The organism is Acetivibrio straminisolvens JCM 21531 (genome assembly GCF_000521465.1).
Classification (GTDB): Bacteria; Bacillota; Clostridia; order Acetivibrionales; family Acetivibrionaceae; genus Hungateiclostridium; species Hungateiclostridium straminisolvens.
In genome coordinates this window covers 19296-45106 of the sequence record NZ_BAVR01000022.1, presented here as the reverse complement: position 1 = coordinate 45106, position 25811 = coordinate 19296, and the positions used below count along the sequence as shown (strand labels likewise).

At 38.5% G+C, this 25811-nt stretch carries 14 protein-coding genes and 8 pseudogenes; 14 read left to right on the top strand and 8 right to left on the bottom strand.

Annotated elements, in window-relative coordinates; translation table 11 throughout:
* Positions 1-6 precede the first annotated feature (6 nt).
* The 4 genes and pseudogenes from JCM21531_RS07640 (at position 7) to JCM21531_RS07625 (ending at position 6065) form a co-directional block, all read left to right on the top strand.
* The gene (locus JCM21531_RS07640) at positions 7-2145 is read left to right on the top strand and encodes a TnsB C-terminal domain-containing protein (RefSeq protein WP_243467396.1); all 2139 of its coding nucleotides are present in this window, start codon (positions 7-9) and stop codon (positions 2143-2145) included.
* A gap of 8 nt (positions 2146-2153) precedes the next feature.
* A complete protein-coding gene (locus JCM21531_RS07635) occupies positions 2154-3857 on the top strand; it encodes an ATP-binding protein (RefSeq protein WP_243467395.1) in 1704 nt (567 codons plus the stop codon).
* 5 nt (positions 3858-3862) lie between these two features.
* Positions 3863-5737, top strand: a pseudogene (locus tag JCM21531_RS24405) (TnsD family transposase).
* A gap of 103 nt (positions 5738-5840) precedes the next feature.
* Positions 5841-6065: a hypothetical protein gene (locus tag JCM21531_RS07625; RefSeq protein WP_023062590.1), complete on the top strand. Its 225-nt coding sequence runs from the start codon at positions 5841-5843 to the stop codon at positions 6063-6065.
* Positions 6066-6952: 887 nt separating this feature from the next.
* On the opposite strand, the gene JCM21531_RS07620 is transcribed toward JCM21531_RS07625, so the two are convergent.
* The 8 genes and pseudogenes from JCM21531_RS07620 to argC all read right to left on the bottom strand — a co-directional run bounded on the left by JCM21531_RS07620 (position 6953) and on the right by argC (position 17113).
* Positions 6953-7429: a GNAT family N-acetyltransferase gene (locus tag JCM21531_RS07620; protein ID WP_038288804.1), complete on the bottom strand. Its 477-nt coding sequence runs from the start codon at positions 7427-7429 to the stop codon at positions 6953-6955.
* A gap of 12 nt (positions 7430-7441) precedes the next feature.
* Positions 7442-8365: an ornithine carbamoyltransferase gene (gene argF / locus JCM21531_RS07615; RefSeq protein ID WP_038288803.1), complete on the bottom strand. Its 924-nt coding sequence runs from the start codon at positions 8363-8365 to the stop codon at positions 7442-7444.
* Positions 8366-8398: 33 nt separating this feature from the next.
* Positions 8399-11600, bottom strand: a pseudogene (gene carB / locus JCM21531_RS07610) (carbamoyl-phosphate synthase large subunit).
* 26 nt (positions 11601-11626) lie between these two features.
* Positions 11627-12700, bottom strand: coding sequence for a glutamine-hydrolyzing carbamoyl-phosphate synthase small subunit (gene carA, locus JCM21531_RS07605; protein ID WP_038288800.1), 1074 nt, complete (start codon positions 12698-12700; stop codon positions 11627-11629).
* A gap of 72 nt (positions 12701-12772) precedes the next feature.
* Positions 12773-13968, bottom strand: a pseudogene (locus JCM21531_RS07600) (acetylornithine transaminase).
* A gap of 332 nt (positions 13969-14300) precedes the next feature.
* On the bottom strand, positions 14301-14963 hold the full coding sequence (locus JCM21531_RS07595) for a PilZ domain-containing protein (protein WP_038288798.1): 663 nt from the start codon (positions 14961-14963) through the stop codon (positions 14301-14303).
* A gap of 155 nt (positions 14964-15118) precedes the next feature.
* Positions 15119-16033, bottom strand: coding sequence for an acetylglutamate kinase (argB, locus tag JCM21531_RS07590; RefSeq protein WP_173400177.1), 915 nt, complete (start codon positions 16031-16033; stop codon positions 15119-15121).
* 40 nt (positions 16034-16073) lie between these two features.
* Positions 16074-17113 (bottom strand): annotated as a pseudogene (gene argC / locus JCM21531_RS07585) (N-acetyl-gamma-glutamyl-phosphate reductase).
* Positions 17114-17484: 371 nt separating this feature from the next.
* Here argC and JCM21531_RS07580 point away from each other — a divergent pair.
* The 10 genes and pseudogenes from JCM21531_RS07580 (at position 17485) to JCM21531_RS07540 (ending at position 25716) form a co-directional block, all read left to right on the top strand.
* On the top strand, positions 17485-18597 hold the full coding sequence (locus tag JCM21531_RS07580; protein ID WP_038288796.1) for an ABC transporter ATP-binding protein: 1113 nt from the start codon (positions 17485-17487) through the stop codon (positions 18595-18597).
* Positions 18598-18729: 132 nt separating this feature from the next.
* Positions 18730-19816, top strand: a pseudogene (locus JCM21531_RS07575) (PucR family transcriptional regulator).
* A gap of 158 nt (positions 19817-19974) precedes the next feature.
* Positions 19975-20679 (top strand): annotated as a pseudogene (gene ftsE, locus JCM21531_RS07570) (cell division ATP-binding protein FtsE); the annotation flags it as partial.
* Positions 20648-21532 (top strand): permease-like cell division protein FtsX, encoded by an 885-nt coding sequence (gene ftsX, locus JCM21531_RS07565; RefSeq protein WP_038288794.1) that lies wholly within the window; start codon positions 20648-20650, stop codon positions 21530-21532. The pseudogene ftsE and the gene ftsX, both read left to right, overlap by 32 nt.
* A 66-nt stretch (positions 21533-21598) precedes the next feature.
* Complete coding sequence (locus JCM21531_RS07560; protein WP_038288792.1) at positions 21599-22726, top strand: murein hydrolase activator EnvC family protein; 1128 nt, start codon at positions 21599-21601, stop codon at positions 22724-22726.
* 181 nt (positions 22727-22907) lie between these two features.
* A complete protein-coding gene (locus tag JCM21531_RS21305) occupies positions 22908-23402 on the top strand; it encodes a S41 family peptidase (protein WP_243467394.1) in 495 nt (164 codons plus the stop codon).
* Positions 23402-24195: pseudogene (locus JCM21531_RS24400) on the top strand (S41 family peptidase). The gene JCM21531_RS21305 and the pseudogene JCM21531_RS24400 overlap by 1 nt, the downstream one beginning before the upstream one ends.
* Before the next feature lie 120 nt (positions 24196-24315).
* Positions 24316-24489, top strand: coding sequence for an alpha/beta-type small acid-soluble spore protein (locus tag JCM21531_RS07550; protein WP_038288790.1), 174 nt, complete (start codon positions 24316-24318; stop codon positions 24487-24489).
* A gap of 165 nt (positions 24490-24654) precedes the next feature.
* A complete protein-coding gene (locus tag JCM21531_RS07545; protein WP_243467390.1) occupies positions 24655-25413 on the top strand; it encodes a class I SAM-dependent DNA methyltransferase in 759 nt (252 codons plus the stop codon).
* Positions 25400-25716 (top strand): annotated as a pseudogene (locus JCM21531_RS07540) (MGMT family protein). Before JCM21531_RS07545 ends, JCM21531_RS07540 begins: the two are co-directional and overlap by 14 nt.
* Positions 25717-25811 lie beyond the last annotated feature (95 nt).

Here is a 25811-nt window from a genome sequence, read left to right as displayed (position 1 = left end):
AATTGAGTGGATAGGAAACGAGGCACAAGGGAGAGTGTAATTGAACGGATTCTATGGTTAGATGAAATGAGCGACTTAACTTATGTCATTGATGTAAATGCCAATAAACTTCCTTATGCAAAGACAATAAGCGAGTACAAAGTAGCCTTGGATACAGAGGAAGCAATAATGCTTGATAAAGACCCGTTTTCAAGAGTTGTTGATGAGGAATTACTGTCAGAGAAGGCTAAAGCCATAAGGGACAGAGCGTGGGAGGCTATATCAAGTATAGTTATTTTAGAACCTGAAATTTATTATCCAAGGGAAAGGGCTAAACATGTAAAAACAGTTGCACAAAAATACGGACTTTCAGAGAAAGTAATTTATAAATATTTGAAACGGTATTGGATAAGAGGCAAGATAGTAAATGCACTGCTGCCTGACTATGACCGGTGTGGTGGCAGGGGGAAAGAAAGGAATTCCAAAGGCATAAAGCGCGGACGTCCAAGAAAGCATGCAGATATTGTCGGCGATGGTATTAATGTTGACGAAGAAATAAAGCGCATATTCAGAATTGCAATAAACAGGTTCTACTATAGTTCTGCCAAGCATTCTTTGACTATGACTTATGAACTGATGCTAAAGGAGTATTTTAACGATGGCCATAGAATGGTGGATGGGAAGAAAATACCCCTTCTGAAATCATCTTCTGAGATTCCTACTTTTGGACAGTTCCGTTACTTTTTTGAGAAAGAACGTAATATCAAACGGGAGGTTTCAACCCGTTACAGCCCGAAGAAATATGAACAGGAGTACCGTCCTGTGTTGGGAAGTTCAAGCACGGATGCCATAGGACCTGGTTCGCTATTTCAGATTGATGCCACCGTGGCTGATGTATATTTGGTTTCTCGTTTTAACAGAACACATATTATAGGCAGACCTGTTTTATATATTGTCCAGGACTGCTTTTCCAAACTAATTGTAGGGCTATATGTAGGGCTTGAGGGACCGTCATGGATTGGAGCAGCAATGGCTCTTGCAAACACTGTTGGAAACAAAGTCTCTTTTTGTAGTCAGTATGGTATAGATATTCAGGAAGAAGAGTGGCCTGTACATCATCTCCCTCAGGCAATTTTGGCAGACCGTGGGGAAATGCTTTCAGACAATGCAGAGAGTTTGATTATGAATCTTGGAATTACCGTGAAGAACACCCCGCCTTTCAGAGCAGACTGGAAGCCGTTAGTAGAAAGATATTTTAAATTGACCAATGAGCGTACAAAGTCATTACTTCCTGGGGCAGTAAATACAGATTTTATGCAGCGTGGCGGGAGAGATTACAGGCTTGATGCGAAACTTGATTTAATGCAATTTACTGCCATTATTATAAAATGTGCGTTATTCCACAACAACCATTATCGTATTGACAATTACAACAAAGATGAAATGATGGTGGCAGACGAAGTGGAGCCTATTCCAAGAGAAATATGGAATTGGGGTATTGCTAACCGAATGGGAAAACTTCGGCATGTAGATGAGGAAGTCGTGAAACTTAACCTGATGCCGTCGGATAATGGGGTGGTTACGGCAAAAGGGATAAGGTTTAAAGGGCTGTTCTACAGTTCTAAATCAAGCATGAAAGAGCAGTGGTTTGTAAAAGCACGCAGCAGTGGAAGTTGGAAAGTGCCTGTATGTTATGACCCAAGAAACATGAATTACATATACATTAAGAAATCTGCCACCGAGTTTGAGAAATGCTACCTGCTGGAATATCAGACAGCCTTTAAGGGTAAGTACATCGAAGAAATTGAATACCTGATGGAGTGGGAAAAGATGCAAAAGGCTAAAAGTCTTGATGAGGGATTGCAGGCCAAGGCAGATTTAATAACAGAAATAGAAACAATAGTTGAAGGGGCAAAAAGCAAGACAAATAAAGAACTTTCACTATCAACAGAAAGCGATGCACAAAGGAAGAAAAATATACGGCAAAACAGGCAGGTTGAAAAGGAGATAAACCGGGAGACAGAGGCTTTTGAATTAGACAAGCAAATTAATGATAAGAGTGCAGAGGTAATCTCTTTTAATGATATTGAGGAGGAATTACCATCTAATCCTCTTGACTTGCTGAGAAGAAAACAGAGAGAGGCGTTTGGGAAGATTAGGGAATAAAGGCTTAAGTGAAATTTATTTCAGAGGTTGAAAGTACAAAGGAGAGATATGAAATTATGGGAAAAGTGGCAATACCTAATGGTGTGGAGGGGGAAGAGGCAGTATACAGGGAGCAAGTAATAAGAGAATATGTAGGAAATCCTTTTATAGAGGCTCTTCCTCCTATTTATGCTCCTGAAGAAGTGGTCGAGAAGTTGGCTGTTTATCCGTATTACAGTGAAGAAGAACGGAATCTCGATGCACACTACAGGATACATCTTACCCAAAAACTTTTTCAGTGTTTCCAGCCTCTACCCCAGCATTTGGATTTAGAAAGCAGGATTTCAAGAGTCATACGGCAGGGATACTTACCGAGGAATCCTATAAGCAAGGAATATGTAATAAGTTTAAAAGACGGATATAGGGCTGTACAGAATTGCGACATTAATGCCAACCAGCAGTTTAGGAGCACAGCCTGTGGCTTTACTATTATTGGCGTATCAGGTATGGGAAAGTCAGTGTCGGTCAATAGGGTTCTTTCCATGTATCCGCAGGTTATTGTACACAGCAGGTATAAGGGGCAGGGATTCAGTTTCTACCAGTTGGTGTGGCTAAAGTTGGATTGCCCCTTCGATGGCAGTGTAAAAGGGCTTTGCATTGATTTTTTTAACAAAGTGGACCAACTAATGGGGACTGATTTTTACAGGAAGGTTGCTAACTCAAAGAAGTCTGTTGACTATATGCTGACGCTTATGTCCCAGGTGGTAAGGAATACAGGGTTGGGATTGCTGATTATCGATGAAGTCCAGCATTTGTGCGGTGCAAGAGGGCTTGGAGATGAAAAGATGCTCAACTTTTTTGTAACTCTTGTCAACACTGCTGGAGTGCCCATAATTTTAATCGGAAATCCCAAGGCTATGTCAATTTTGCAAAGTGAATTCCGACAAGCCAGAAGGGGTTCAGGCCAGGGTGATATGATATGGGAAAGGCTGCAGAATGATGAAAACTTCGAAATATTGCTTAATTCCCTCTGGCAGTACCAGTGGACACGGAGGGAAAGTGTCCTTACAAAGAGTATACAGGAATTATTGTATGAAGAATCCCAGGGAATAATCGATATTATCTGCAAAATCATTGTCATGGCACAAACCGTTGCCATTTCCACAGGAAAAGAGCAGGTCAATGAAAAACTAATACGGCAAGTGGCAAGAGAACATTTCCAGTTGGTAAGGCCGATGCTTTTGGCTTTGAAGTCTGAAAACATGAGGGAGATTGCTAAATATTCTGATATTTGCACGGCTGAAGTTGATTATGGCAAGTTAGTAAATCAGGAGAAACTGCCAGTAGAAATGCGGATGAGAATAAGGGCAATAAAGGAGCAAAAGGAAAAAAGGGAAAAGGAAAATAAGGCATCAAAAATGGAACAGGCTCTTTACAAGTTAGCGGAACTTGGTATTGAAGTTTCAAAAGCCAGAAAAGCCATTGAAGCAGTGCTTGAAGCAGAAGACCATAATATAGATGAAGGACAACTTGTTATAAAAGCGATTCAGGTTCTTTCAGGAAACACAACGGAAAAGAAGTCTAAAAAAGTGAAGACTACTCCGAAATCAGAAAATGACTTGCGCTATATTGTGGAGGAAGGTAGAAATCAGGGTAAATCGGCATATGATGCATTAAAGGACAAGGGATACATCAAAGGAGAGAAGAATGATACTTTGTTCAAGGCGGTGTAATTTAAATGATGCATTTTTTTCCAACCCCATATCCTGATGAAATCCTTTATAGTGTATTGGCACGCTATAGTGTTCGCTGTGGGATTACAAGTTATCAAACTATCATGGAGAGCATATTTGGAAAGTGTAGTTCCAGGGCTGTAATGGAAATGCCTTTTAATTTGAATTCGCTGGTATCTAACCTACCTGTGAATTGTCCTTATACTGCTGATGATTTGATTTATAATCATACTCTGTACCCATTCTTTACTGCATTTCTTCCAAAAGAACGGGCAGAAGAAGTAAAACAATTAATGCTGTCTGAAGGTGGAAGCAAAATTTATGGTAAAGCAGGTATTATCGGCAGTAGGATTCCACTAAACCAATATTTAAGATTTTGTCCCAAATGCTTCGAAGAAGAGCAGAAATTGTATGGTGAAGGATATTGGCACAGGTTGCATCAGATACCCTTTGTAATGGTGTGTCCTATACATAAAGCGATTCTTCATAATAGTACTGTTTTAGTGCGGGGTCATAATCCACAAGCCTATGTACCTGCTGACGCTGATAACTGCATTAATAATGAATTACTTTATTTCAAACCTGAAACGATAGAGAAGTTTGTACTCATTGCCCAAGATGCAAAAGTATTGCTTGAAAACCAGTATCCCAATAAGCAGTTTAAATGGTTTGCTAAACAGTATTTAGAAAGGTTTAAGGAATTAGGGTATGCCAATATTAATGGTAAAGTGTATTGGGAAGAAGTAATAAAGGACTTCATAGATTTCTACGGATTGGAGTTCCTAAATGCTGTTTGTTCTAATATAGAAGACAAGGAACAGAAGATGGCTGAAAGAAATTACACATAGTGATGCAAAGTCGGTGTATCCAATTCGGCACCTGATGCTGGCAAGATTTTTAGGAATAGGAGTAGAAGAACTTTTTATAAAAGAGTTAAATTACAGACCTTTCGGAGAAGGACCTTGGGTATGTCTTAATCCTGCTGCTGACCACTTTCTTGAACCTGTAATAAAAGACGTAGAAATAAAGTATAGGCGTAGAAATAAGAACACTAATGGTTTTTTCAGATGTCCCTGCGGATATGAATATATGGAAACAGTTACAAGAGAACAAGGAGAAAGGGGTAAGGGGCGGCGCAGATTTGTCAGGGTTGTAGAGTATGGACATGTATGGAAGGCTAAGGCTCATGAATTGCATGAAAGTGGAGTAAGTATTCAGGAAATTGCAGTAAGACTTAATGCAGATATTAGTACTGTAAGAAAGTATATTTCTGAAAAAGGACAGGAAAAAAGCAAAAAGTTAGTAGAACGTAATAGTGTTGCTTCTGCGGAGTTTGAAGTAAAAAGACAGTATCACAGGGAAAAGTGGCTTCAGATAGTCAGGGAAAATCCAGACAAGGGCAGACTTGAATTACGGAGCTGGGTAAATATACCTGTACCTGGTTATGCAGGAATGACAAGGAGTGGTGGGAGAAAAACACCCCTGCAAAGAAATACGTTCAGGCTTACAGTAATGTTGATTGGGAAACTAGGGACAAGGAAATCTTACAGCATGTTAAGCAAACTGTTCAGGAGATTTTAGAAAGTGATGAAAAACCTCAACGAATTAGCCTGCGGTTGATTAAAACTAAGTCAGGACTTAAAAGTTTTGACCTTCAATTGGATAAATTACCGTTGACTAAATCATTCATCAATTCTGTTATAGAGAACCCTATGGATTTGCACAAAAGGCGTATACAATGGGCGATTGATAAACTTAATGAAGAAGGCAAAGCATTAACTGTTTCTAATATTACTGTCATGACAGGTGTTGGTAATAAATATAGGAAACTAGTTATAGAGGAGATTAAAAAGGCGTTAGAAGAGTTAGGTGAGAGGTAGGGATAAGTAAAAAAGTAGTTTATTTTACAAAATATATTGTGTAAAATATGAATATAATTACGAATTTACAATGTTATAAAATGAGAATTGTGAGGGTGCGAGAGTGAAAATTATCGAAGATATAGATAAAAATGAAGTAATAATTAATGATATTCGAATAGAAGGTTCTATAGCAGATGAAAAATGCCCAAAGTGTAATAATTTCTTGATTTTGTATGAAAAATATGATTCATATTTTTGTGCTTATTGTAACGAATGGACAGAAAGAAAATGTAGCGACCCTGATTGTTTTTTTGTAAGGATAGACCCAAAAAACCTTTATGAATAATGTCAGTTTGCATTATCGATAAAATGCGATTTAGGTATTATATTTTTGGTACATTTAAAAATTGAAAACGTCAGGTCCACGAAAGACTTTATTTATGTTTTAAAAATGATATAATTTTCTTTTCGAAGCAAATTTATTTTTCTTAGAATAACTTTATTTTCATTTTGGAACGACTTACGATTAGTTTATTTCAAAAGAATAAAACAACGAGAAATAGTGTAACAATTAAGCAATATATGATAAATCATTCCATGCCGTTAACATAAATCATATAAAAGGGTACTTATGCATATTTTTGTAGTCTATAACCCTGAATTCCTGATAACATATACGGCCATGTAACCCTTATATTTCAGGGCTTACAAAGCCATGAAGTTAGGGAATGACTTTATTTTCTTTTCGGAACAACAATATTTTCATTTTGGAACGACTTAGGCTATTTTCATACCAAAACTTGAACCTTACCCCTTAAATCCTTAGTCCTATCTATGTGAATATAAAATAAACTCATTCCATCCCCAACTCCGCAAACCCGCATGGTTGATGGATGGGATAAAATGGATGCAAATAAAGATGTTCCATAAAATAGATGATTAGATAGAATTAAATGGGAAAATTGGAAGAGAAAAAAGTAAATAAAGTTGTTCCTTTTACAGGGGAAAGGGGTAAGGGAAAAGGGATAAGGATAGAAAGATAAAATCCTTTGTAACCTGCATGATAAGTGGATTACAAAGGATTGATTTATTTTATTGGATAACATCCTTATCCCTTAAACCTATTCCCTTAACCCTGTTCCAACGGAACAACTTTATTTGCAGCGGAACGACTTTATTTGCAATGGAACGAGTTTATTTGATGTTTACAAAAACTACCCCCACAAAACAAACTCACTCATAATCCTTCACCAACAGAGCACGTATATAACCACGCTCTTTAGAAGTTGAATCCACATAAAAGCCTCTGCCGTAATAGAACCGCATAAGCTCCGCATACTTTGATGCAGTATGCAGACTCACCCTCTTAATCCTCTTTGCTGTGAGCAGTTTGTCAACAAGATTCATCATGGCCTTGCCGATACCAACGTTGTGATACTGAAGGCGTACACCGAATCTGCTTATGTAAGCGGTATTATCCGGCAGGATTTGAACCCGGATTGTTCCCACCGGAATATTATCAATAAATGCAATAAATACTTCTTTAGTTTCAATGTCCCTCTTTATATCTTCCAATGACTCTTCCAGGGCTTCCATGGTACCGGTAAGCCCTGTGTCCTGCATATACTTTTCAAACGCTTCCTTAGTGATGCTTTGAATTGCTTCGGCATCTTCCAAAGCAGCTTTTCTAATTACAAATGAATAATTCATATTAACCACCGACTACCTATTCCCCATAAGCAATGCCATTATTGCCTTCTGGACGTGCAACCTGTTTTCAGCCTCGTCAAAAATAACGGATTGGGAGCCGTCGATTACATCCTCGGTTACCTCATAGCCCCTGTAGGCAGGTAAGCAATGCAGGAATATTGCATCCTCACGAGCCTTTGAGAATAGGTTGCTGTTTACCTGATAAGGCATAAATATCTTGATTCTTTCTTCCTTTTCAGCTTCCTGTCCCATACTTACCCAGGTGTCGGTGTAAACAACATCGGCATCTTTAATTGCCTCTTCCGGATCTTCAGTCAGCAAAATATTTGAACCGGAGGCTTTAGCGTCTTCTTTGGCTTCCTCCACTATCTGGCTGTCACATTCATAACCCTTTGGTGAAGCAACTGCAATGTCCATGCCTACCTTGGCGCAACCGTGAAGCAGTGAGTTTGCAATGTTGTTTCCATCTCCAATATATGCAAGCTTAAGTCCTTTTAAAGTTCCCTTGTGCTCATAAACAGTGAAGAGATCCGCGAGAATCTGGCATGGATGCATTAGGTCAGTGAGACCGTTTATAACAGGCACATTGCCGTATCGGGCGAGATCCTCTACGTCACTGTGGGCAAAGGTTCGAATCATTATTCCGTCAATATATCTTGAAAGAACCTGAGCGGTATCATAAATGGTTTCGCCGCGTCCCAACTGTATGTCATTTGAACTTAAGAATAAAGGATAACCGCCAAGCTGGTACATTCCTACTTCAAAGGATACACGAGTCCTTGTGGATGACTTTGTAAAAATCATACCAAGGGTTTTTCCCTTGAGCAGGTGGTGCGATATACCTTCCTTTTGCTGCCTTTTGAGTTTTTCTGCAAGTTTGAAAATTGATTCAAAATCCTCCAGTGTTAAATCGTGAAGACTGATTAAATGTTCCATAAAAACACCTCCCGTTTGTTTTTTTACTGCGTTTTAATTTGAATATTCATCCAGTGAATATATTTCAGTTTCTTCTCCGGATGTCATGTGTTCCAGAATTGATATCATTGATCTTGCAGTATCCAGAGAAGTAATACATGGAATATTATACTCAATAGCTGTTCTTCTTAGTATAAAACCAAGTCTTTCAGGTATTTTACCCCGGGTTGGAGTATTGATTACCAGAGATATTTTGTCTTTCTTTATCATTTCAATCATTTCATCATCCGATACCATATCTACTTCTATGCCGACACCGGAGAGATTGGTGTATGTGCCTCAGAAGCGACCAGGTTAAAGCCTAAGTCCGAAAGAGCCTGAGCAATCTCAATACATTCCGTTTTATCTCTGTCGGCTACCGAAAGAAGTACGCTTCCGCCGGATGGAATTTTAAGTCCGGACGCAACAAGCGCTTTGTATAATGCTATATGATAATCCTTTGAAATTCCCATTACCTCACCGGTGGACTTCATTTCCGGTCCAAGGAACGTATCAACAGTGGTGAGTTTTGCAAAGGAGAATACAGGAGCCTTTACAGCTACAAATTCAGACTCTTTGTAAAGTCCGGGAGTATATCCTAAGTCCCTCATTTTATATCCCATGATAAACTTTGTGGCAACATCAACCATAGGAATTCCGGTTACCTTGCTCATTACAGGAATTGTACGGCTCGCACGAGGATTAACTTCTATTACGTATACTTTATTATGACGGTCTATAACAAACTGAATATTAAACAGACCAACTATTTTCAATGCCTTTGCCAGCCTTACGGTATAGTCTACAACGGTGTTCTTCGTATCTTCATCAAGCGTTTGGGGAGGATATATTGAAATACTGTCTCCGGAATGAACTCCGGCTCTTTCAATATGCTCCATAATTCCCGGAATCAGTACATCTTCACCGTCACAAATACCGTCCACTTCAACTTCTTTGCCTTCTACATACTTGTCTATCAGAATAGGATGTTTTGTTGAGAGGCCGACAGCAAGCTGCATATATTCTTTGAGGGTCTCATCATTATATACCACTTCCATCGCTCTGCCGCCGAGAACATATGATGGCCTTACAAGAACGGGATATCCGATTCTTTGAGCTATTTCCTTTGCTTCTTCAAAGGAGAAAGCTGTATCGCCCTCCGGCAATGGTATTCCCAGCTCTTCCAAAAGATTTAGGAATCTATCCCTGTCTTCAGCAATATCAATGCTTTCGACCGAGGTGCCGAGAATGTTTACTCCTTCTTTTGCCAGTGTTCCCGCAAGGTTTATTGAAGTCTGGCCTCCAAATTGAACAATTACGCCAAGAGGATTTTCCTTTTCAATTATATCAAGGACACATTCCTTGGTAAGGGGCTCAAAATACAATTTATCGGATGTATCAAAATCGGTACTTACCGTCTCAGGGTTGTTGTTTATTATAATTGATTCGATTCCCAGTTCCCTTAAAGTCTTCACAGAGCGAACACTGCAGTAGTCAAACTCAATACCCTGACCTATCCTTATAGGGCCTGAACCTATAACTATAACCTTCCTTTTATCGGATACAATTACGTCATCGGTTTCTTCGTAAGTTGAATAGTAGTACGGAGTTACAGCTTCAAATTCACCGGCACAAGTATCAACAATTTTATATACCGGGCGAATAGGGTATTTGCTTCTAAGTTCCAAGACCGTATCAAGAGGCACATTTATGAGATTTGCTATATATGAGTCTCCAAAACCGGTCTTTTTTGCTCTGGAGTAAAGATCATAATCGAGCCATGCGATACCGGCATTTTTAATCTCTTCCGCCATCCTGACGATTTTTTCAAGTTTCTTTACAAAGAATATGTCGATTTTTGTTATATTGCTGATTTCATCTGAAGATACTCCTTTTTGGAGTGCTTTGCAGATGGCAAAAATTCTTTCGTCACTTGGTGTCTTGATAAAGTCAACAAGTTCCTCTACGGTTTTGTTATCAAAAAGGCTTAGACCAAGTTGATAATTCATTTTTATATCAAGGGAGTCAATAGCTTTTAGCAGGGACTCTTCAAAGGTTCTGCCTATGGCCATTACTTCACCCGTTGCCTTCATCTGGGTACCTAGCGACCTGTCGGCATTGGAGAATTTGTCAAAAGGCCAACGGGGCACCTTTGTAACCACATAGTCGATTGAAGGTTCAAAACATGCGTAAGTATTCTGAGTAACCGAGTTTTTGATTTCATCAAGGTTAAGACCGATTGCAATTTTGGCTGCAACACGCGCAATAGGGTATCCGGTTGCCTTGGAAGCAAGGGCGCTGGAACGGCTTACCCTTGGGTTTACCTCAATTACAACATATTCAAAGCTGTTGGGGTTTAGTGCATACTGAATATTGCAGCCGCCTTTTATATTAAGAGCACGAATAATCTTCAATGAAGCAGATCTTAACATCTGGCTTCAACATCCGACAAAGTCTGGCATGGGGCAACAACAATGCTGTCACCGGTGTGAACCCCGACAGGGTCAAAGTTTTCCATGTTACATATTATAATGCTGTTGTCGGCACCGTCCCTTATAACCTCATATTCAATTTCCTTCCAGCCTGCAACACTTTGCTCTAAAAGAACCTGATGTATGAGGCTAAGCTTTAGCCCTTTACCGCAAATATATTTGAATTCGTCCATATTATGGGCAATACCGCCGCCGGAGCCTCCTAATGTATAAGCCGGGCGAATGATAATAGGAAAGCCGACTTCTTCGGCAAATTTAATGGCGCTGTCAAGATCGGTTGAAATTGTGCTTAAGGGTACTTTTTCACCTATTTCCTGCATAGTCTTCTTAAAAAGTTCCCTATCTTCGGCCTTTTTAATTGACTCCAGGGATGTACCCAGAAGCTCGATTCCCATTTCCTCCAAGATCCCGTCTTCCGCCAATTCTACTGCCATATTCAAGCCTGTCTGACCGCCCAAAGAGGCTAAAATTCCATCAGGCTTTTCTCTTTTGATTATTCTTTTGACGAAATCAAGGGTAATGGGTTCTATATATACTTTATCTGCTGATTGGGTATCGGTCATTATTGTCGCAGGGTTGCTGTTTACAAGAACGACTTCGATGCCTTCTTCTCTTAGAGCTTTACAAGCCTGCGTCCCCGAATAGTCAAATTCGGCAGCCTGACCGATAACTATAGGTCCCGAACCAATAACAAGGACCTTTTTTATTTTATCTATTTTTGGCATAATTACCTCCATGCACAAAGACTCAATTAGATTATAGGTTGTCCGTCTATCATTTTAATAAAGTCGTCAAATACGTATGAAGAATCATCCTGTCCTAAAACGGCTTTGGGGTGATATTGAACTCCCAAGATTGGATAATGTTTGTGTCTAAAGCCTTCTACAGTATTATCATTAATATTTATATGGGTAACAAGTATTTCATCGCTAAAGTCATTTTCCAGCGCATAATTGTGGCATTGAGAAGTTACATAGCATCTTCCTTTGATATAATCCCTGACAGGTTGATTTGAACCGTGATGACCGAACGGAAGCTTAATGATTTTACCACCAAGGGCGAGGCCTAAAAGCTGGTGCCCCAATCCGATTCCAAGCATTGGCTTTTTGCCTATGAGTTCTTGTACGGTGGACTTGACAAACGGAAGTTCGGATGGGTCCCCAGGTCCGTTGGATAAAAGTATACCGTCGGGATTATAGCTCATAATTTCATTTGCCGACGATGAAGCCGGAAGAATATATATATCGCAGTTAATTTTCTCTAATGATTTTATAATACTGTGTTTTACACCAAAGTCCATCACCACCACACGTTTTCCTCTGCCGGGCTTGTGGATGGGAGATTTTGTAGATACCTCCATTACTGAGCTCTTCTTTTCTGTCTTCTTTTTCATAAGCTTTTCAAGGAGCAAATCTATATTTCCCGACTCGGTGGAAATTATACAGTACATACTGCCTTTGCTCCTAATGTGTTTGGTGAGGGTTCTTGTGTCAATACCTTTGATGCCGACAATTCCGTTGGAAACGAAATATTCCTCAGGAGTGATTTCACAACGCCAGTTGGTAGGTGTATCCGAAAGCTCCTTAACTATGAATCCCTGAACGTGGGTTTTGTCGGATTCGTTATCATACCGGTTGAAACCGTAATTTCCAATCAATGGATAGGTCATAGCAACTATTTGACCGTTGTATGACGGGTTGGTCAGTATTTCCTGATAACCTGTCATGCATGTGTTAAAAGCGATTTCTCCAATTGCTTCTCCAGCCTTACCGAAGGCTTCTCCCGTAAAATATGTTCCATCTTCCAAAACTAAAACTGACTTCATTTCTCAAACTCCTTAAACTAATATTATTTTAAATATAAAAAATATTATAAAAGTCTATATTTTTAATTAAATTTAATATGCTTGAAATACACTGTCCAGCGTATCTATCATGCCGTCAATGTCTTGCTCAGTAACAATCAGAGGAGGCAGCATCCTTATGATATTCTTGCCTACGCTTCCAACCAAATAGCCCTTATCGAAACATTTGTTTCTAATTTCCACTGCTGCATCTGTCGAAAGCTGAATACCTATCATGAGACCTTTGCCTCTTACGTCTTGAATAATGCTGTATTTTTCGGCAAGCTCCGAGAGCCTCTTCATAAAGTAGTCTCCCATTTTTGCCGAGTTTTCCACGAGTCCATCGTTTATCAGAGCATCCAAAACTGCCAGTGCCGCTGTACATGCGAGAGGATTGCCTCCAAAGGTCGAACCGTGGTCTCCTGGTTCAAAAGCACTTGCACGTGTTCCTTGGCACAGAGTGCACCTATTGGGAATCCGCCTCCCAAAGCTTTTGCAAGCGTGAATATGTCAGGCTCCACACCGAAATGCTCATATGCAAAGAGCTTTCCCGTACGGCCCAGACCGCACTGAACTTCATCAAAGATAAGGAGTATGCCTTTTTCATCACAAAGCTTGCGTACGCCTTTCAAATACTCCAGAGAGGTAAGGTTTACTCCGCTTTCACCCTGTATAGGCTCAATCATTACTGCGCAGGTTGAACCGTTTATTGCTTTTTCGAGAGCGTCAAGATCGTTTATTGGCACTTTCAAAAAGCTTGGAGTGAGAGGAGAGTAGGGTTTTTGGTATTTGTCCTGGCCGGTTGCGGCGATGGTGGCAAGAGTTCTTCCGTGGAAAGACTTTTCTAAAGTTATGATTTCGTACTTTTCCGGCATTCCTTTCTTTTTAAAATAGATTCGTGCAAGTTTAATTGCTCCTTCGTTTGCTTCCGCACCGCTGTTTGCAAAAAATACCCTGTCGGCACAAGAGATGCTCACAAGTTTTTCTGCAAGCTTTGCCTGGGACTCTATGTAATAGAGATTGGAACAATGTATGAGCTTTTCAGCCTGCTGCTTTATGGCATCGACAAGCTTGGGGTGTGAATGTCCCAAAGCGCTTACCGCTATGCCGCCAAGAAAGTCATAGTACTTGTTTCCGTCTATGTCCCAGAGATTGATTCCTTTTCCGTGGGAAAAGCATACAGGGGTTCTGTTTCCGAATGTATTCATAAAGTATTTTTTGTCCAAATTGATAATTTCTTCTAGTTTCATAGAAAACCCTCCCCGATAAAAAATAATACTAATAATTATACAGAAAAATGTATAAAAATGCAATAGATAATATTAAACTCAACACGGTTAAATTCTAAAAGAGTACTTCCATAATGACATGAAAAGAAACACCTTGGCTCAATCGAAAGGAAAACTCTTAGCAATGTTATTGGGAAAAAAAGAAAAGATGAAATTGAAGAGTTATTTGAATTATTAAAGATAAAATCCAAACCGCTATTTATGAAAGCAAAAAGAAATAAAAATGCATTTTAGGCTGCCGAATAAAACGCCACAAAGCAGCTAACTATATTTTGAAACAAACATAAGCAATATTAAAGATGCTTTCTGACTTGATTAATGAAATCTTCACGAAGTTTGATTTTTTCATCATCAACTAAATTGAAAAAGAAAGAAAGGATATTATTGCTTTCTTCCGTCATAGCCGTATATTGCAGACCGTAATCGGCAAAGTCAGTCTTAGGTGAAATTCTGTTTATTTTTCCACGGGTATTTATTGACTGCTTGTTTGGAAGAAAAATTGAAAAATCAAGTTCACCTTTGTCAATTTCGAAATAGTCCTTAGAGTAAAATGCCATTCCGACATAGCTTATGTTGTGTATTATAACAAACCGTTCCTTAGGGGAGTCAGGGATCCTTACAGTTGCACCCAAATAAACATCATGGCGAGGGAAAACCCTTGTATTCTTAATTTCCTTAACATCTTTTATATCTATTGTTATATAACTGGGGTACTCCGGCCTGATTTTCACTATTTCACCTTCAAACAAAATCTCGCTATGTTCGCTGGAGTACTTTATTGTAATAGACTGTCCCAGCATTATAATATTTTCAAGATATTCGTTTAACAACGCAACGGATATCATATTTTTTTCAGCTTTATAAACTATATTCCGAATCCAAATGTTGCTGTTTTTAAGCTTTGTATTTACAACCATTCCCTCTTTAAGAACCTTTGATGCTACGTCTTTCTTCAAAAGGATCAATCCTCCCCATGGTAATGGTGATTGGACAATATTGATTAAATTATTCTTTATAAAAGTCTAAAATCCTTCAAAATTTGATAAAATTCCTTATAATTTTTAATTATTTATTGTTATTTATATAATACATATTATATAATATGTAAATTTTATAGTTTTTCACGGGTATGATAAAGTATCCTTTCCTTCATGATCATAGTCCCGATTCCTTTGTTTGTAAATATCTCAAGCAGCAAACAATGAGGAATTCTTCCGTCTATGATGTGGGTTCTTCCTACCCCTTTTTCGAGGGCTTCAATACATCCCAATACCTTAGGAATCATCCCGCCGTCAATGATTTTTTTGTCGATGAGGTCAAGAGCCTCCGCTGACGTTAGGGCAGGTAATATTTCATCAGAGTCTTTACTTTTTTTGACTCCCGGGACATCCGTAAGGAGCATTAGTTTTTCTGCCTTTAAAGCAGCAGATACCTCTCCGGCAACGGTGTCGGCATTGATATTGTAGCTTTGTCCGTCCTTGCCGATTCCTATAGGAGCAATTACAGGAATGTATTCATCCTTTGCCAGGAGCTCAATCAACTTTGAATTGATATTTGTTATTTTTCCGACATATCCAAGGTCTGTTTCCTTACCATCTACCATTGTTTTATATTGCTCGCATTCTATGATATTTCCGTCAATACCGCATAGTCCGATAGCTTTTCCGCCCATCTGGTTCAATATTGAAACAATTTCTTTGTTGGTTTTGCCCACAAGCACCATCTGTGCAACATCCATTGTTGCCTTGTCTGTCAGTCTAAGCCCGTTGACAAACTGGCTTTTGATGTTGAATTTGTCAAGAGCTTTGTTAATATCCGGCCCGCCGCCGTGGACAACCACCGGATTCATTCCAATATATTTAAGAAGAGTTATATCTTCCATTACAGATGTTTTAAGCTCTTCGTTTATCATAGCATTTCCGCCGTATTTTATAACCACTGTTTTACCGTAAAGTTTCTGAATATAGGGAAGAGCCTCTATAAGTATTTCAGCTTTTTTTATAACTGTCTCCATTGATGTTTCCAAAACAATACCCTCCAAACATAAATATTTTATTTAATCGTTATTATAGGTAGAGACCGGAATTTTCAAGTCCTCTGTGTTCTGGAAGTCCGAACATTATATTGAGATCCTGAACAGCCTGACCGGCAGCACCTTTACCTAAATTGTCAATGGCAGAGAGAACAATAACTCTGTTTAGGCGCTTATCTACAACAAGGCCGATATCAATAAAGTTTGACCCTGCTACGAATTTTGTTTCGGGAAGTTTACCTTCATCCAGTATCCTGACAAAATATTCATTTTTATAATATTCCTTATACAGCTCGATTAATTCCGATGTTGATTTTTCACAATTCAAATTTGCATAAATGGTTGCAAGCATTCCTCTTTTCATGGGCACAAGGTGAGGTGTAAAGGAAACGGTAAGTTCCTCGCCCGCTAAAAGAGAAAGCTCCTGCTCAATTTCAGAGGTATGCCTGTGGGTAGAAACATTGTATGCTTTGAAATTTTCGGTACACTCGCAGAACTGGTAGGGAAGATCAGTCTTCCTTCCGGCTCCCGAAACTCCCGAGGCAGCGTCGATTATAATGTTTTTTGTGTCAACAAGTCTGTTTTTAATTAAAGGTGCAAGTCCCAATATTGAGCATGTAGGATAACAACCGGGATTGCCTACTATCTGAGCATTTTTTATTTCTTCCCTGTGAAGCTCGGGCAAACCGTACACTGAAAGATCGAGTAGATGAGGCATTCCATGGGTGGTGTTGTACCATTTTTCATACACTTCTACAGACTTATAACGAAAATCACCGCTGTGGTCAACTATTCTTTTACCCTTTTCAATAAGCTTTGGTATTACTTCTTTTGATATACCGTGGGGAAGTGCGGTAACAAAAACCTCAGCCTTATCGGCAATTTTATCTATATCAAGCTCGTCGCATTCCATGTCAAAAATATTTTGAGGTGCGGATATACATCCGATATTTTCTGTCCTGCAAAGCTATGGGATACGACAGAAGTAATATTTATATCCGGATGGTTTTGTAGAAGACGCACTATTTCTATTCCAACATAGCCGGTAGCTCCTATGATTCCTACATTCGCCATTTAAACATCCTCCCAACAAAAAAGTTCTTTGTAATAAATCAATAATCATAAAATTGTCAATTGATTTTATAATTATACATTCTCATGCATAAAAATTCAATATTGATTTTTATCAAATTTGCGTTTGCATAACAATAGGTTTACAGCAAATATTACCAAAACTCTAAAGCTTCTAAAATACTTTTCCGATACAAGTACATAAAGGCTTTGGGGCAGATGTATTAGCGGCATAAAATATAGGTTTACCTTTATGCAAAGTAACTAAATACTCAAATAATTTTTGTGAAATTGTATACTAGTTGAAGGATTGGATTACATGTTATATTAATATCATTGAAACTAATGCTCGTAAATAATTGGGAGGGAAAGAAATGGCAAGCGTTAAACTAAAAGGCATATACAAAAGGTATCCAGGTGGAGTTACTGCGGTAAATGACTTTAACTTAGACATTGAAGATAAGGAATTTATTATATTGGTAGGACCATCTGGATGCGGAAAAACTACGACATTGAGAATGGTTGCCGGATTGGAAGAGATTTCAGAAGGTGAGCTTTACATAGGAGACAAACTGGTCAACGATGTGGCACCAAAGGATAGAGATATCGCAATGGTTTTCCAGAACTATGCTTTGTATCCTCATATGTCCGTATTTGACAATATGGCTTTCGGATTGAAGCTCAGAAAGGTTCCGAAAGATGAGATTAAGAGAAGAGTTCTTGAAGCTGCAAAGATTCTTGATATAGAACACTTGCTTGAAAGAAAGCCGAAGGCATTGTCCGGAGGTCAGAGACAGAGGGTTGCGTTAGGCCGTGCTATAGTTCGTGACCCTAAGGTATTCTTGATGGATGAGCCTCTGTCAAACCTTGATGCAAAGCTCAGAGTTCAGATGAGAACAGAAATCAGCAAGCTGCATCAGAAGCTTCAGACAACATTTATCTACGTTACCCACGACCAGACAGAAGCTTTGACCATGGGTACAAGAATTGTTGTTATGAAGGACGGATACATTCAACAGGTTGATACTCCGACAAATCTTTATGAAAGACCTTGCAATATGTTCGTTGCAGGATTTATCGGAAGCCCGCAAATGAACTTTGTAAATGCAAAGGTTGAAAAGCGCGGAGATGAAATGCACCTCTTGTTTGGAAAACAAGATATCAAGCTTCCGGAAGGAAAAGCTAAGAAGCTTGAAGGAAGTGAATATGTAGGTAAAGAAGTAGTAATGGGTATACGTCCTGAAAACGTTCATGATGAAGCTATTTATCTTGAGTCAATGGCTGACAGCACTGTAGATGCAAGAGTTGAAGTTGTTGAAATGCTTGGTTCGGAAACATTGCTTTATATGGTAATAGATGATATTGAGTTTACTGCAAGAGTTAATCCGAGAACAAAAGCAAGACCTGGCGATGTAATTAAGGTTGCTTTTGATACCAACAAGATTCATCTCTTTGATAAAGAGACAGAAAAAACTATTATGAACTAATAATGAGTATAAATAAAAAAGGAAAGATTTATTTGAATCTTTCCTTTTTATTTTATTTTGTGTATAATAAAATATAGGGTTGAAAGTTAATGCTCTTTGCTTTATACCAGCTATAAAAAAGGAAGGATTAAAATGTCTATAAAGCTATATCAGAATCTCGTAAATCAAATAAAGGACGTAATTGATTCGGAGTTTGGAATAATGGACGATACCGGACTTATTCTGGCATGCTCAAATGAAAAAAAAAGTGGGACAGAGTAATCCTTTGGTGTCTGAGGTAATAAGGTCTAAGGATCAGTTTGTAGTAATTGAAGGACAGACTTTTCAAAAAGTATATATAAAAAACAAACTCGAATTCATTACGTTTATTAGTTCGGAATGCGCAAATAGCCAGAAATTTCTTGCGTTGATTTCAATCAATACCATTAACATGAAGAGCTATTTTGACGAGAAATATGATAAGATCAGTTTTATAAAAGGAATAATACTGGACAATATCCTTCCTGGGGACATCACTTTGAGAGCTAGAGAACTCCATCTTCAAAACAATGTAAATAGAGTAGTTTTTCTCATAGAGACCGAAAAGACAAAAGATGTTTATGCCCATGAGATAGTAGAAGGGCTTTTTCCCGTTAAGAACAAAGACTTTGTCATAGTGCTTGACGATAACGCAATGGTGTTTATAAAAGAGTTGAAGCCCGACTATGACTACAAGGAAATAAACAAGATTTCCAAAGTTATAATTGACACCCTGTCCACGGAGGGAATGATAAAGGCAAGGGTGGGAATCGGTACAGTTGTCGACGACATAAAAGATATAGGGCGTTCCTTCAAGGAAGCACAGATGGCGCTTCTTATCGGAGGTATTTTTGACAGTGAAAAAAGTATTATTGATTATAACAAACTGGGGATTGGCAGGCTAATATACCAACTCCCGCCGACGTTATGCAACCTGTTTTTAAGAGAGGTATTTAAGGAAGGGTCCTTTGAATCTTTAGATTCCGAGACGATGCATACGATTACCAAATTTTTTGAGAACAATCTCAATGTGAGTGAGACTTCAAGACAGCTTTATGTCCATAGAAACACTCTTGTATACAGATTGGATAAGATTCAAAAAATCACCGGACTGGATCTTCGGTTGTTTGACGATGCAATAATATTTAAGGTTGCCATGTTGGTGAAAAAGTATCTTGACAGCAATCATGGCCTTGTGTAGCAGCTTGGAGGATTATTTAAACTTAGAGGAGTTGTTTTTAAATGTTCGCAATTGTTTATCGGCAATTGCAAAAAATGAATTAATAAGATAAAATATTGCACGAAAGATAAAATATTCTGGATTAAAATCCGGACGATTGCCTTTAAGGAGGTCAACGTGTAGAGTATAGGTCAGTTTCAAAAAAGTATCCAAATGGAACATTAGCGTTAAGTAATATTAACCTTACTATAAATAAAGGCGAATTTGCGTTTTTTGTAGGCCCTAGCGGGTCGGGTAAGTCTACTTTGCTTAAACTTATCTTAAAGGAAGAAGATCCTACAGAAGGAGAAGTTTTTGTAAACGGTTATGAGCTTTCTAAAATGAGCAGAAAAGAAATACCCCTTTTAAGGAGGAGTCTTGGAGTCGTATTTCAGGATTTTAGACTTCTTCCCAATAAAACCGTATATGAAAATGTGGAGTTTGCGATGCAGATTACCGAGGCACTTCCTAAAGAGATAAGGAGACAAGTGCCTATGGCGCTTGCGCTGGTTGGACTTAGCAAGAAAGCCAAAGCTTATCCCAATCAATTGTCCGGGGGTGAGCAGCAAAGGGTGGCTTTGGCACGGGCACTGGTAAACAACCCGGCTCTTTTGATTGCCGATGAGCCCACCGGAAATCTTGACCCTGAGACATCTTGGGAGATTATGAAGCTTCTTGCGGAAGTAAACTACAGAGGAACTACGGTGATTGTTGCCACACATGAAAAGAGCATCGTGGATGCGATGAAAAAGCGTGTAATAGCCATTGACAGAGGAGTAATAGTAAGAGATCAGGAGAAAGGACAGTACGAAGATGAAGTTAAGAACCACCAAATACATTATTAAAGAAGGTTTTGTAAATACATATAGAAATGTTCTTATGTCCCTTGCTTCAATGGGGGTTGTTTCGGCTTCTCTCATAATACTGGGATTTTTTCTGGTTGTAACTACAAATATAGAGCACAATACCCGATTTTTGAAGGAACAGCCGGAGATGCAGGTGTTTTGCAATCCAAACATGGATGAACATCAGGTTGGAATGCTTCAGTGGACTATAAGTCGCGATGATAGAATAGAATCATTTGAGATGGTTGATAAAGCGGCAGCTTTTGAGAAGGCTAAGGAAATGCTTGGGGAAGACAAGGAAATCCTTGAAGGGCTTGATGAAAGTATTATGCCGGTTTCGTTTATTATAAAGCTTAAAAATTCCAGGGATTATGAGGAAGTTGTTGAAAAGTTTAAAGAATATCCTGGCGTAGACAGTGTGCAGTATTCTCAAAAGGCCATAGATTTTGTGAACAAAATACTTCGTATCTTGCAAATAGGAAGTTCTGCACTTATAATTATATTGTCGGCTATAGCGGTGTTTATAATTTCCAACACTATCAAGCTTACAGTATTCGCCAGAAGAAGAGAAATTAATATAATGAAGTATATAGGAGCTACCGACTGGTTCATTAGATGGCCCTTTATTGTTGAAGGCATTATAATTGGACTGGTTGGAGCCTTTGTAAGCTTTGCGATAATATATATAGTATACAGTGTGGGAGGAAGTGGTATTAAGGACGGTATGGCGATGCTTGAACTGGTCAACATGGGAGATATGAGCTTTCAGCTTATTTCTACCTTCTGTATGTTGGGAGCGTTTGTTGGAGCTTTGGGAAGCGTAATATCGATACAGAAATACTTGCGTGTGTAAAACACTTGCATTTAAATATAGGAAACCAAAGATAAATTCAAGGCGTTAATCAAGGGGGTTGAAACAGTGAAGAGGGCAGTATTGATAGTTGTGGCGTTTTCATTAATTCTATCGTCGTTAATGGTACCCGCATTTGGTAAAACCGTTTCTGATGTACAAAAGGAGAAAAATACGGTTGACAGCAAATTAAACAACATTACAAATCAAAAGAAGCAGGAGAAGCAAAAGCTAAATTCGGTTGAGAGTGAGAAGAAAAAAATAGAATCGGAACAAGAACAGAAGAGTAAAGAATATAATTCCTTAAATCAACAGGTTGAAGAATTAAATAAACATATAGAAGAAATAGATGCAGCAATAAAGGAAAGTGAAGAACGTTACAATAAACAGATGGAGCTTCTTAAGGTCAGAATTAATGTAATGTATCAAAATTCCGGAGCTACATATATTCAAGCGCTGGCAGAATCGGAAAACTTTATTGACTTCTTGAATAAATTTGAGCTTGTTGCTGCCATAAGCAAAAGGGATAAAGAGATAATTGAGGATATCAAACAGGCCAAAGAAGATGTTGAGTTTAAAAAGAAGCTTGCAGTCGACAAACGGGATACTATTAAAGAGAAGGCTGAACAATCGTTAAAAGCATTAAATGAATTGAGTGTTGCAAGGTCAAAGCTCGATAGTGAAATCAGCAGTATAAATGCACAGCTTAAAAAACTTGAACAACAGGAAAATGAGTTGATAAGGCAGTCAAATGAGCTTGCCAATCAGATAAGAAGACTTCAGCAAAGCGGTAGTTATGCCGGCGGAACCATGCGTTGGCCTGTGCCGAGCAGCTCAAAGATTTCGTCCTACTTCGGAAACAGACTTCATCCTATACTTAAAGTGTATAAAATGCATACAGGTATAGATATTTCAGCCAGTAGCGGAACATCAATAGTTTCTGCCAACAAAGGAGTAGTTATAATGGCGGGGTGGCAGAACGGATACGGCTATACAGTGGTTGTTGACCATGGCGGCGGGATTTCCACATTGTATGCTCATTGCAGCAAGCTGCTTGTAAAAGTGGGTGATTCGGTTAACGCGGGAGATACAATTGCAAAAGTTGGAAGCACCGGACTTTCCACAGGACCTCACTTGCACTTTGAGGTAAGGAAAAACGGTACTCCGGTAAATCCTTTAGACTATGTAAAGCCGTAAAACAATAAGACAACCGATTATAATAAAGCTCGTACTTCTTTCGGTACGAGTTTTATTTTCGCAATAAAAATATTATTAATAAATCAGGCATATGATATAATATAACGAGGCGATAAATGTTCCTCACTTCTATAAGTGGCGGGAGTTGTGATTCATAAAATTTTAAGGGAGTGTTATTAAATTGAATAAAAGTATTTTTTCATCAAAGATTTTACCTATTATTTTGGTTGCATTGCTTTCTTCGACGGTAACTGCATATGGCTTTCTTCAATGGCATTATAGAAATCCGAATTATATCATTCTGTCCGAGGAAGAAGCCAAGGTTTTTGAACAAAAATCGAAAAAGAAATTTGATCCCGATTATGCAATAACTTTTGACAAAAGCGGTGTTGATTTTGAGAATATCAAAAAATATAACGAAGTAAAAAGACTTCTTAATACATATTATTACGAGGAAGTTAATCAGAATGATATGCTCGAAGGGTCTATTGCAGGAATGGTTAGTGCTTTAAAGGACCCTTATACTGTATACTTTACAAAAGAGCAAATGAAAGTTTTTACTGAAAACACATCGGGAAGCTATGTGGGTATAGGTGTATCGTTAACTATGGACGCAGAAGGGCTGTTGACTGTGGTGGAAGCATTTCCCGAGTCTCCGGCAAAAGATGAGGCATAATGTCGGGAGACAAGATAGTCAAAGTTGACGACCAAGATGTTACGACTATAAGCGATCAAGATTATATTATCAGTATGATTAAGGGTGAGGAGAATACCAAGGTCAAGATTACGGTTTTCAGACCTTCGGAAGGGACATATTTGGATTTTGACATAATTAGAAAAAAGATAAAAATAGAGAACATAACCAGTGAGGTAATAGATGGGAACATTGGATATATAAAAATCAATATGTTTGACAGTGAGATGGCAAAATACTTTGGAAATCATCTAAATGGACTTCTTGATAAAAATATAAAAGGATTGATAATAGATTTGAGAGATAATCCCGGCGGAGACTACAACGAGGTTTGTGCCATAGCAGACCGGTTGCTTCCGGAAGGCTGATTGTTTATACTGAAGATAAATTGGGCAATAGAAGCGAGAGAAAATCGGATTCAAAGGAGCTTGATATACCTTTGGCAATACTCGTCAACGGTTATAGTGCCAGTGCTTCAGAAATTTTGTCCGGGGCTGTAAAGGATCACGATAAAGGGACTTTGATAGGAACGAAAACTTTTGGAAAAGGACTTGTTCAGGCAGTGCAGGAGCTTCAAGACGGGTCGGGCCTAAAGGTGACTGTAGCAAGATATTTTACTCCTTCCGGTGTGTGCATACACAAAGAAGGAATACAGCCGGACATAGTGGTTGAACTGAATGAAAAGTATTCAAACTTGCCCGTTTCGCAAGTGCCGAGAGAAGATGATGCCCAGCTTAAAAAGGCTATTGAAGTAATACGCGAGCAAATTCACTGATATTGAGCTTTTTTATACACCTCCTAAAAAGAACTTTTGGATGCATATTGTTTTATGTTTTACACATACTAAGATTAAACATTGCAATTTTTCACACAATAAGCGGGAGGTGTAAGGGAAATTGGAAACATAGATGAAAAATTGAAGTATGAAATAATAACGGAATTGGGGCTTTTTGACAAGGTCAGCAAAAATGGATGGAAGAGCCTGACGGCCAAAGAGACGGGACGTATTGGCGGTCTTATTACCAAAAGGAAAAAGATGATGCAGATGGAAAAGAGTCAGCAAGCTTAATTTCGGAAAGCGTAATTCTGTGTAAGAATACATAATGAATAAGCTTCTATGACTTTTGAGGCGGGGTGTATTGGATAAAATACATCCCGCTTTGACGCTTTTTCGGAATTTGTGTTATAATTATTTCTGCCTATGGCCATATCCCGATGGCCGGTTTGCAGGGGGGTGGAAAGTATCTATAGGGATTTTGCTTATATATATGATAAATTAATGTACGATGTGGATTATAAAGAGTGGGCGGACTATATTGAGAAAATTTTTGAAATAAATGGGCTAAAGCCGTCTTTGATAGCTGATCTCGGATGCGGTACGGGCAATTTTTGCATTGAGATGGACAAAAAAGGCTATGAAATGATAGGCATAGATTCGTCACCGGATATGTTGGACTGTGCTAAAAAGAAGTCCTATGGAAGGGATATTCTTTTTCTTAATCAGGATATGGCGAATTTTGAGCTGTATGGTACTGTCGATGCGATTGTGTGCCTGATGGATAGTATAAACTATTTGACTTACATAAAAGATGTAAAAAAACTTATGAAGCTTGTAAAAAATTATTTAAATCCCGGGGGACTTTTTATATTTGATATCAATAGTCCTTACAAGTTTAAAAAAATACTTAAGGATAATGTGTTTTATGATATCTCCGATGAAATAACCTATGTATGGCAAAACCATTTTGATAGCAAAAGAAAAATTTGTGAGTTTGACATTACGTTTTTTGTCAAGGAAGGTCAGCACTATAATAAGTATGATGAAGTTCATTATGAGAGATGCTATGAGGTAGATGAATTGAAAAAAATCATAACGTGGAGCGGGTTGACTCTTGTTAGTGTTTACGACAGTATGACATTTAACCGGCCGTTGCCAAAGAGCGAAAGGATTTTTTGTTTGCAAGAACGGGGGATAGAATATGTCCTATTTTGAAAAGGTATACGAGATTGTAAAAAAGATTCCTGCGGGTAAAGTTGCAACCTATGGGCAAATTGCCAGAATGTTGGGAACTCCGGGAAGGGCAAAATTGTGGGGTGGGCCCTTCACAAAAATCCATATTATGGTGAAGTTCCCTGTCACAGGGTTGTGAACAGAAACGGCGAAATTAGCTCGGGATTCGCTTTTGGAGGCCCGTTTGAGCAGAAAAAATTGCTTGAACAAGAAGGCATAATTTTTGATGAAAGCGGGAAAATAAACTTGAACAAATATTTGTGGAATCCCTGCGAGTTCCAGTAATGACAAGTTATCTATCAAACATTAATACAATTTGGAGCAAAATTGCCGGATTGACAAGCAGTGCACAATATGATAAACTGTTATAGATTTAGTAA

Coding starts and splice junctions, on each gene's coding strand:
- JCM21531_RS07620 (WP_038288804.1), bottom strand. CDS start 7,429: ATGAATTATTCATTTGTAATTAGAAAAGCTGCTTTGGAAGATGCCGAA.
- argF (WP_038288803.1), bottom strand. CDS start 8,365: ATGGAACATTTAATCAGTCTTCACGATTTAACACTGGAGGATTTTGAA.
- carA (WP_038288800.1), bottom strand. CDS start 12,700: ATGAAGTCAGTTTTAGTTTTGGAAGATGGAACATATTTTACGGGAGAA.
- JCM21531_RS07580 (WP_038288796.1), top strand. CDS start 17,485: ATGGCAAGCGTTAAACTAAAAGGCATATACAAAAGGTATCCAGGTGGA.
- ftsX (WP_038288794.1), top strand. CDS start 20,648: ATGAAGTTAAGAACCACCAAATACATTATTAAAGAAGGTTTTGTAAAT.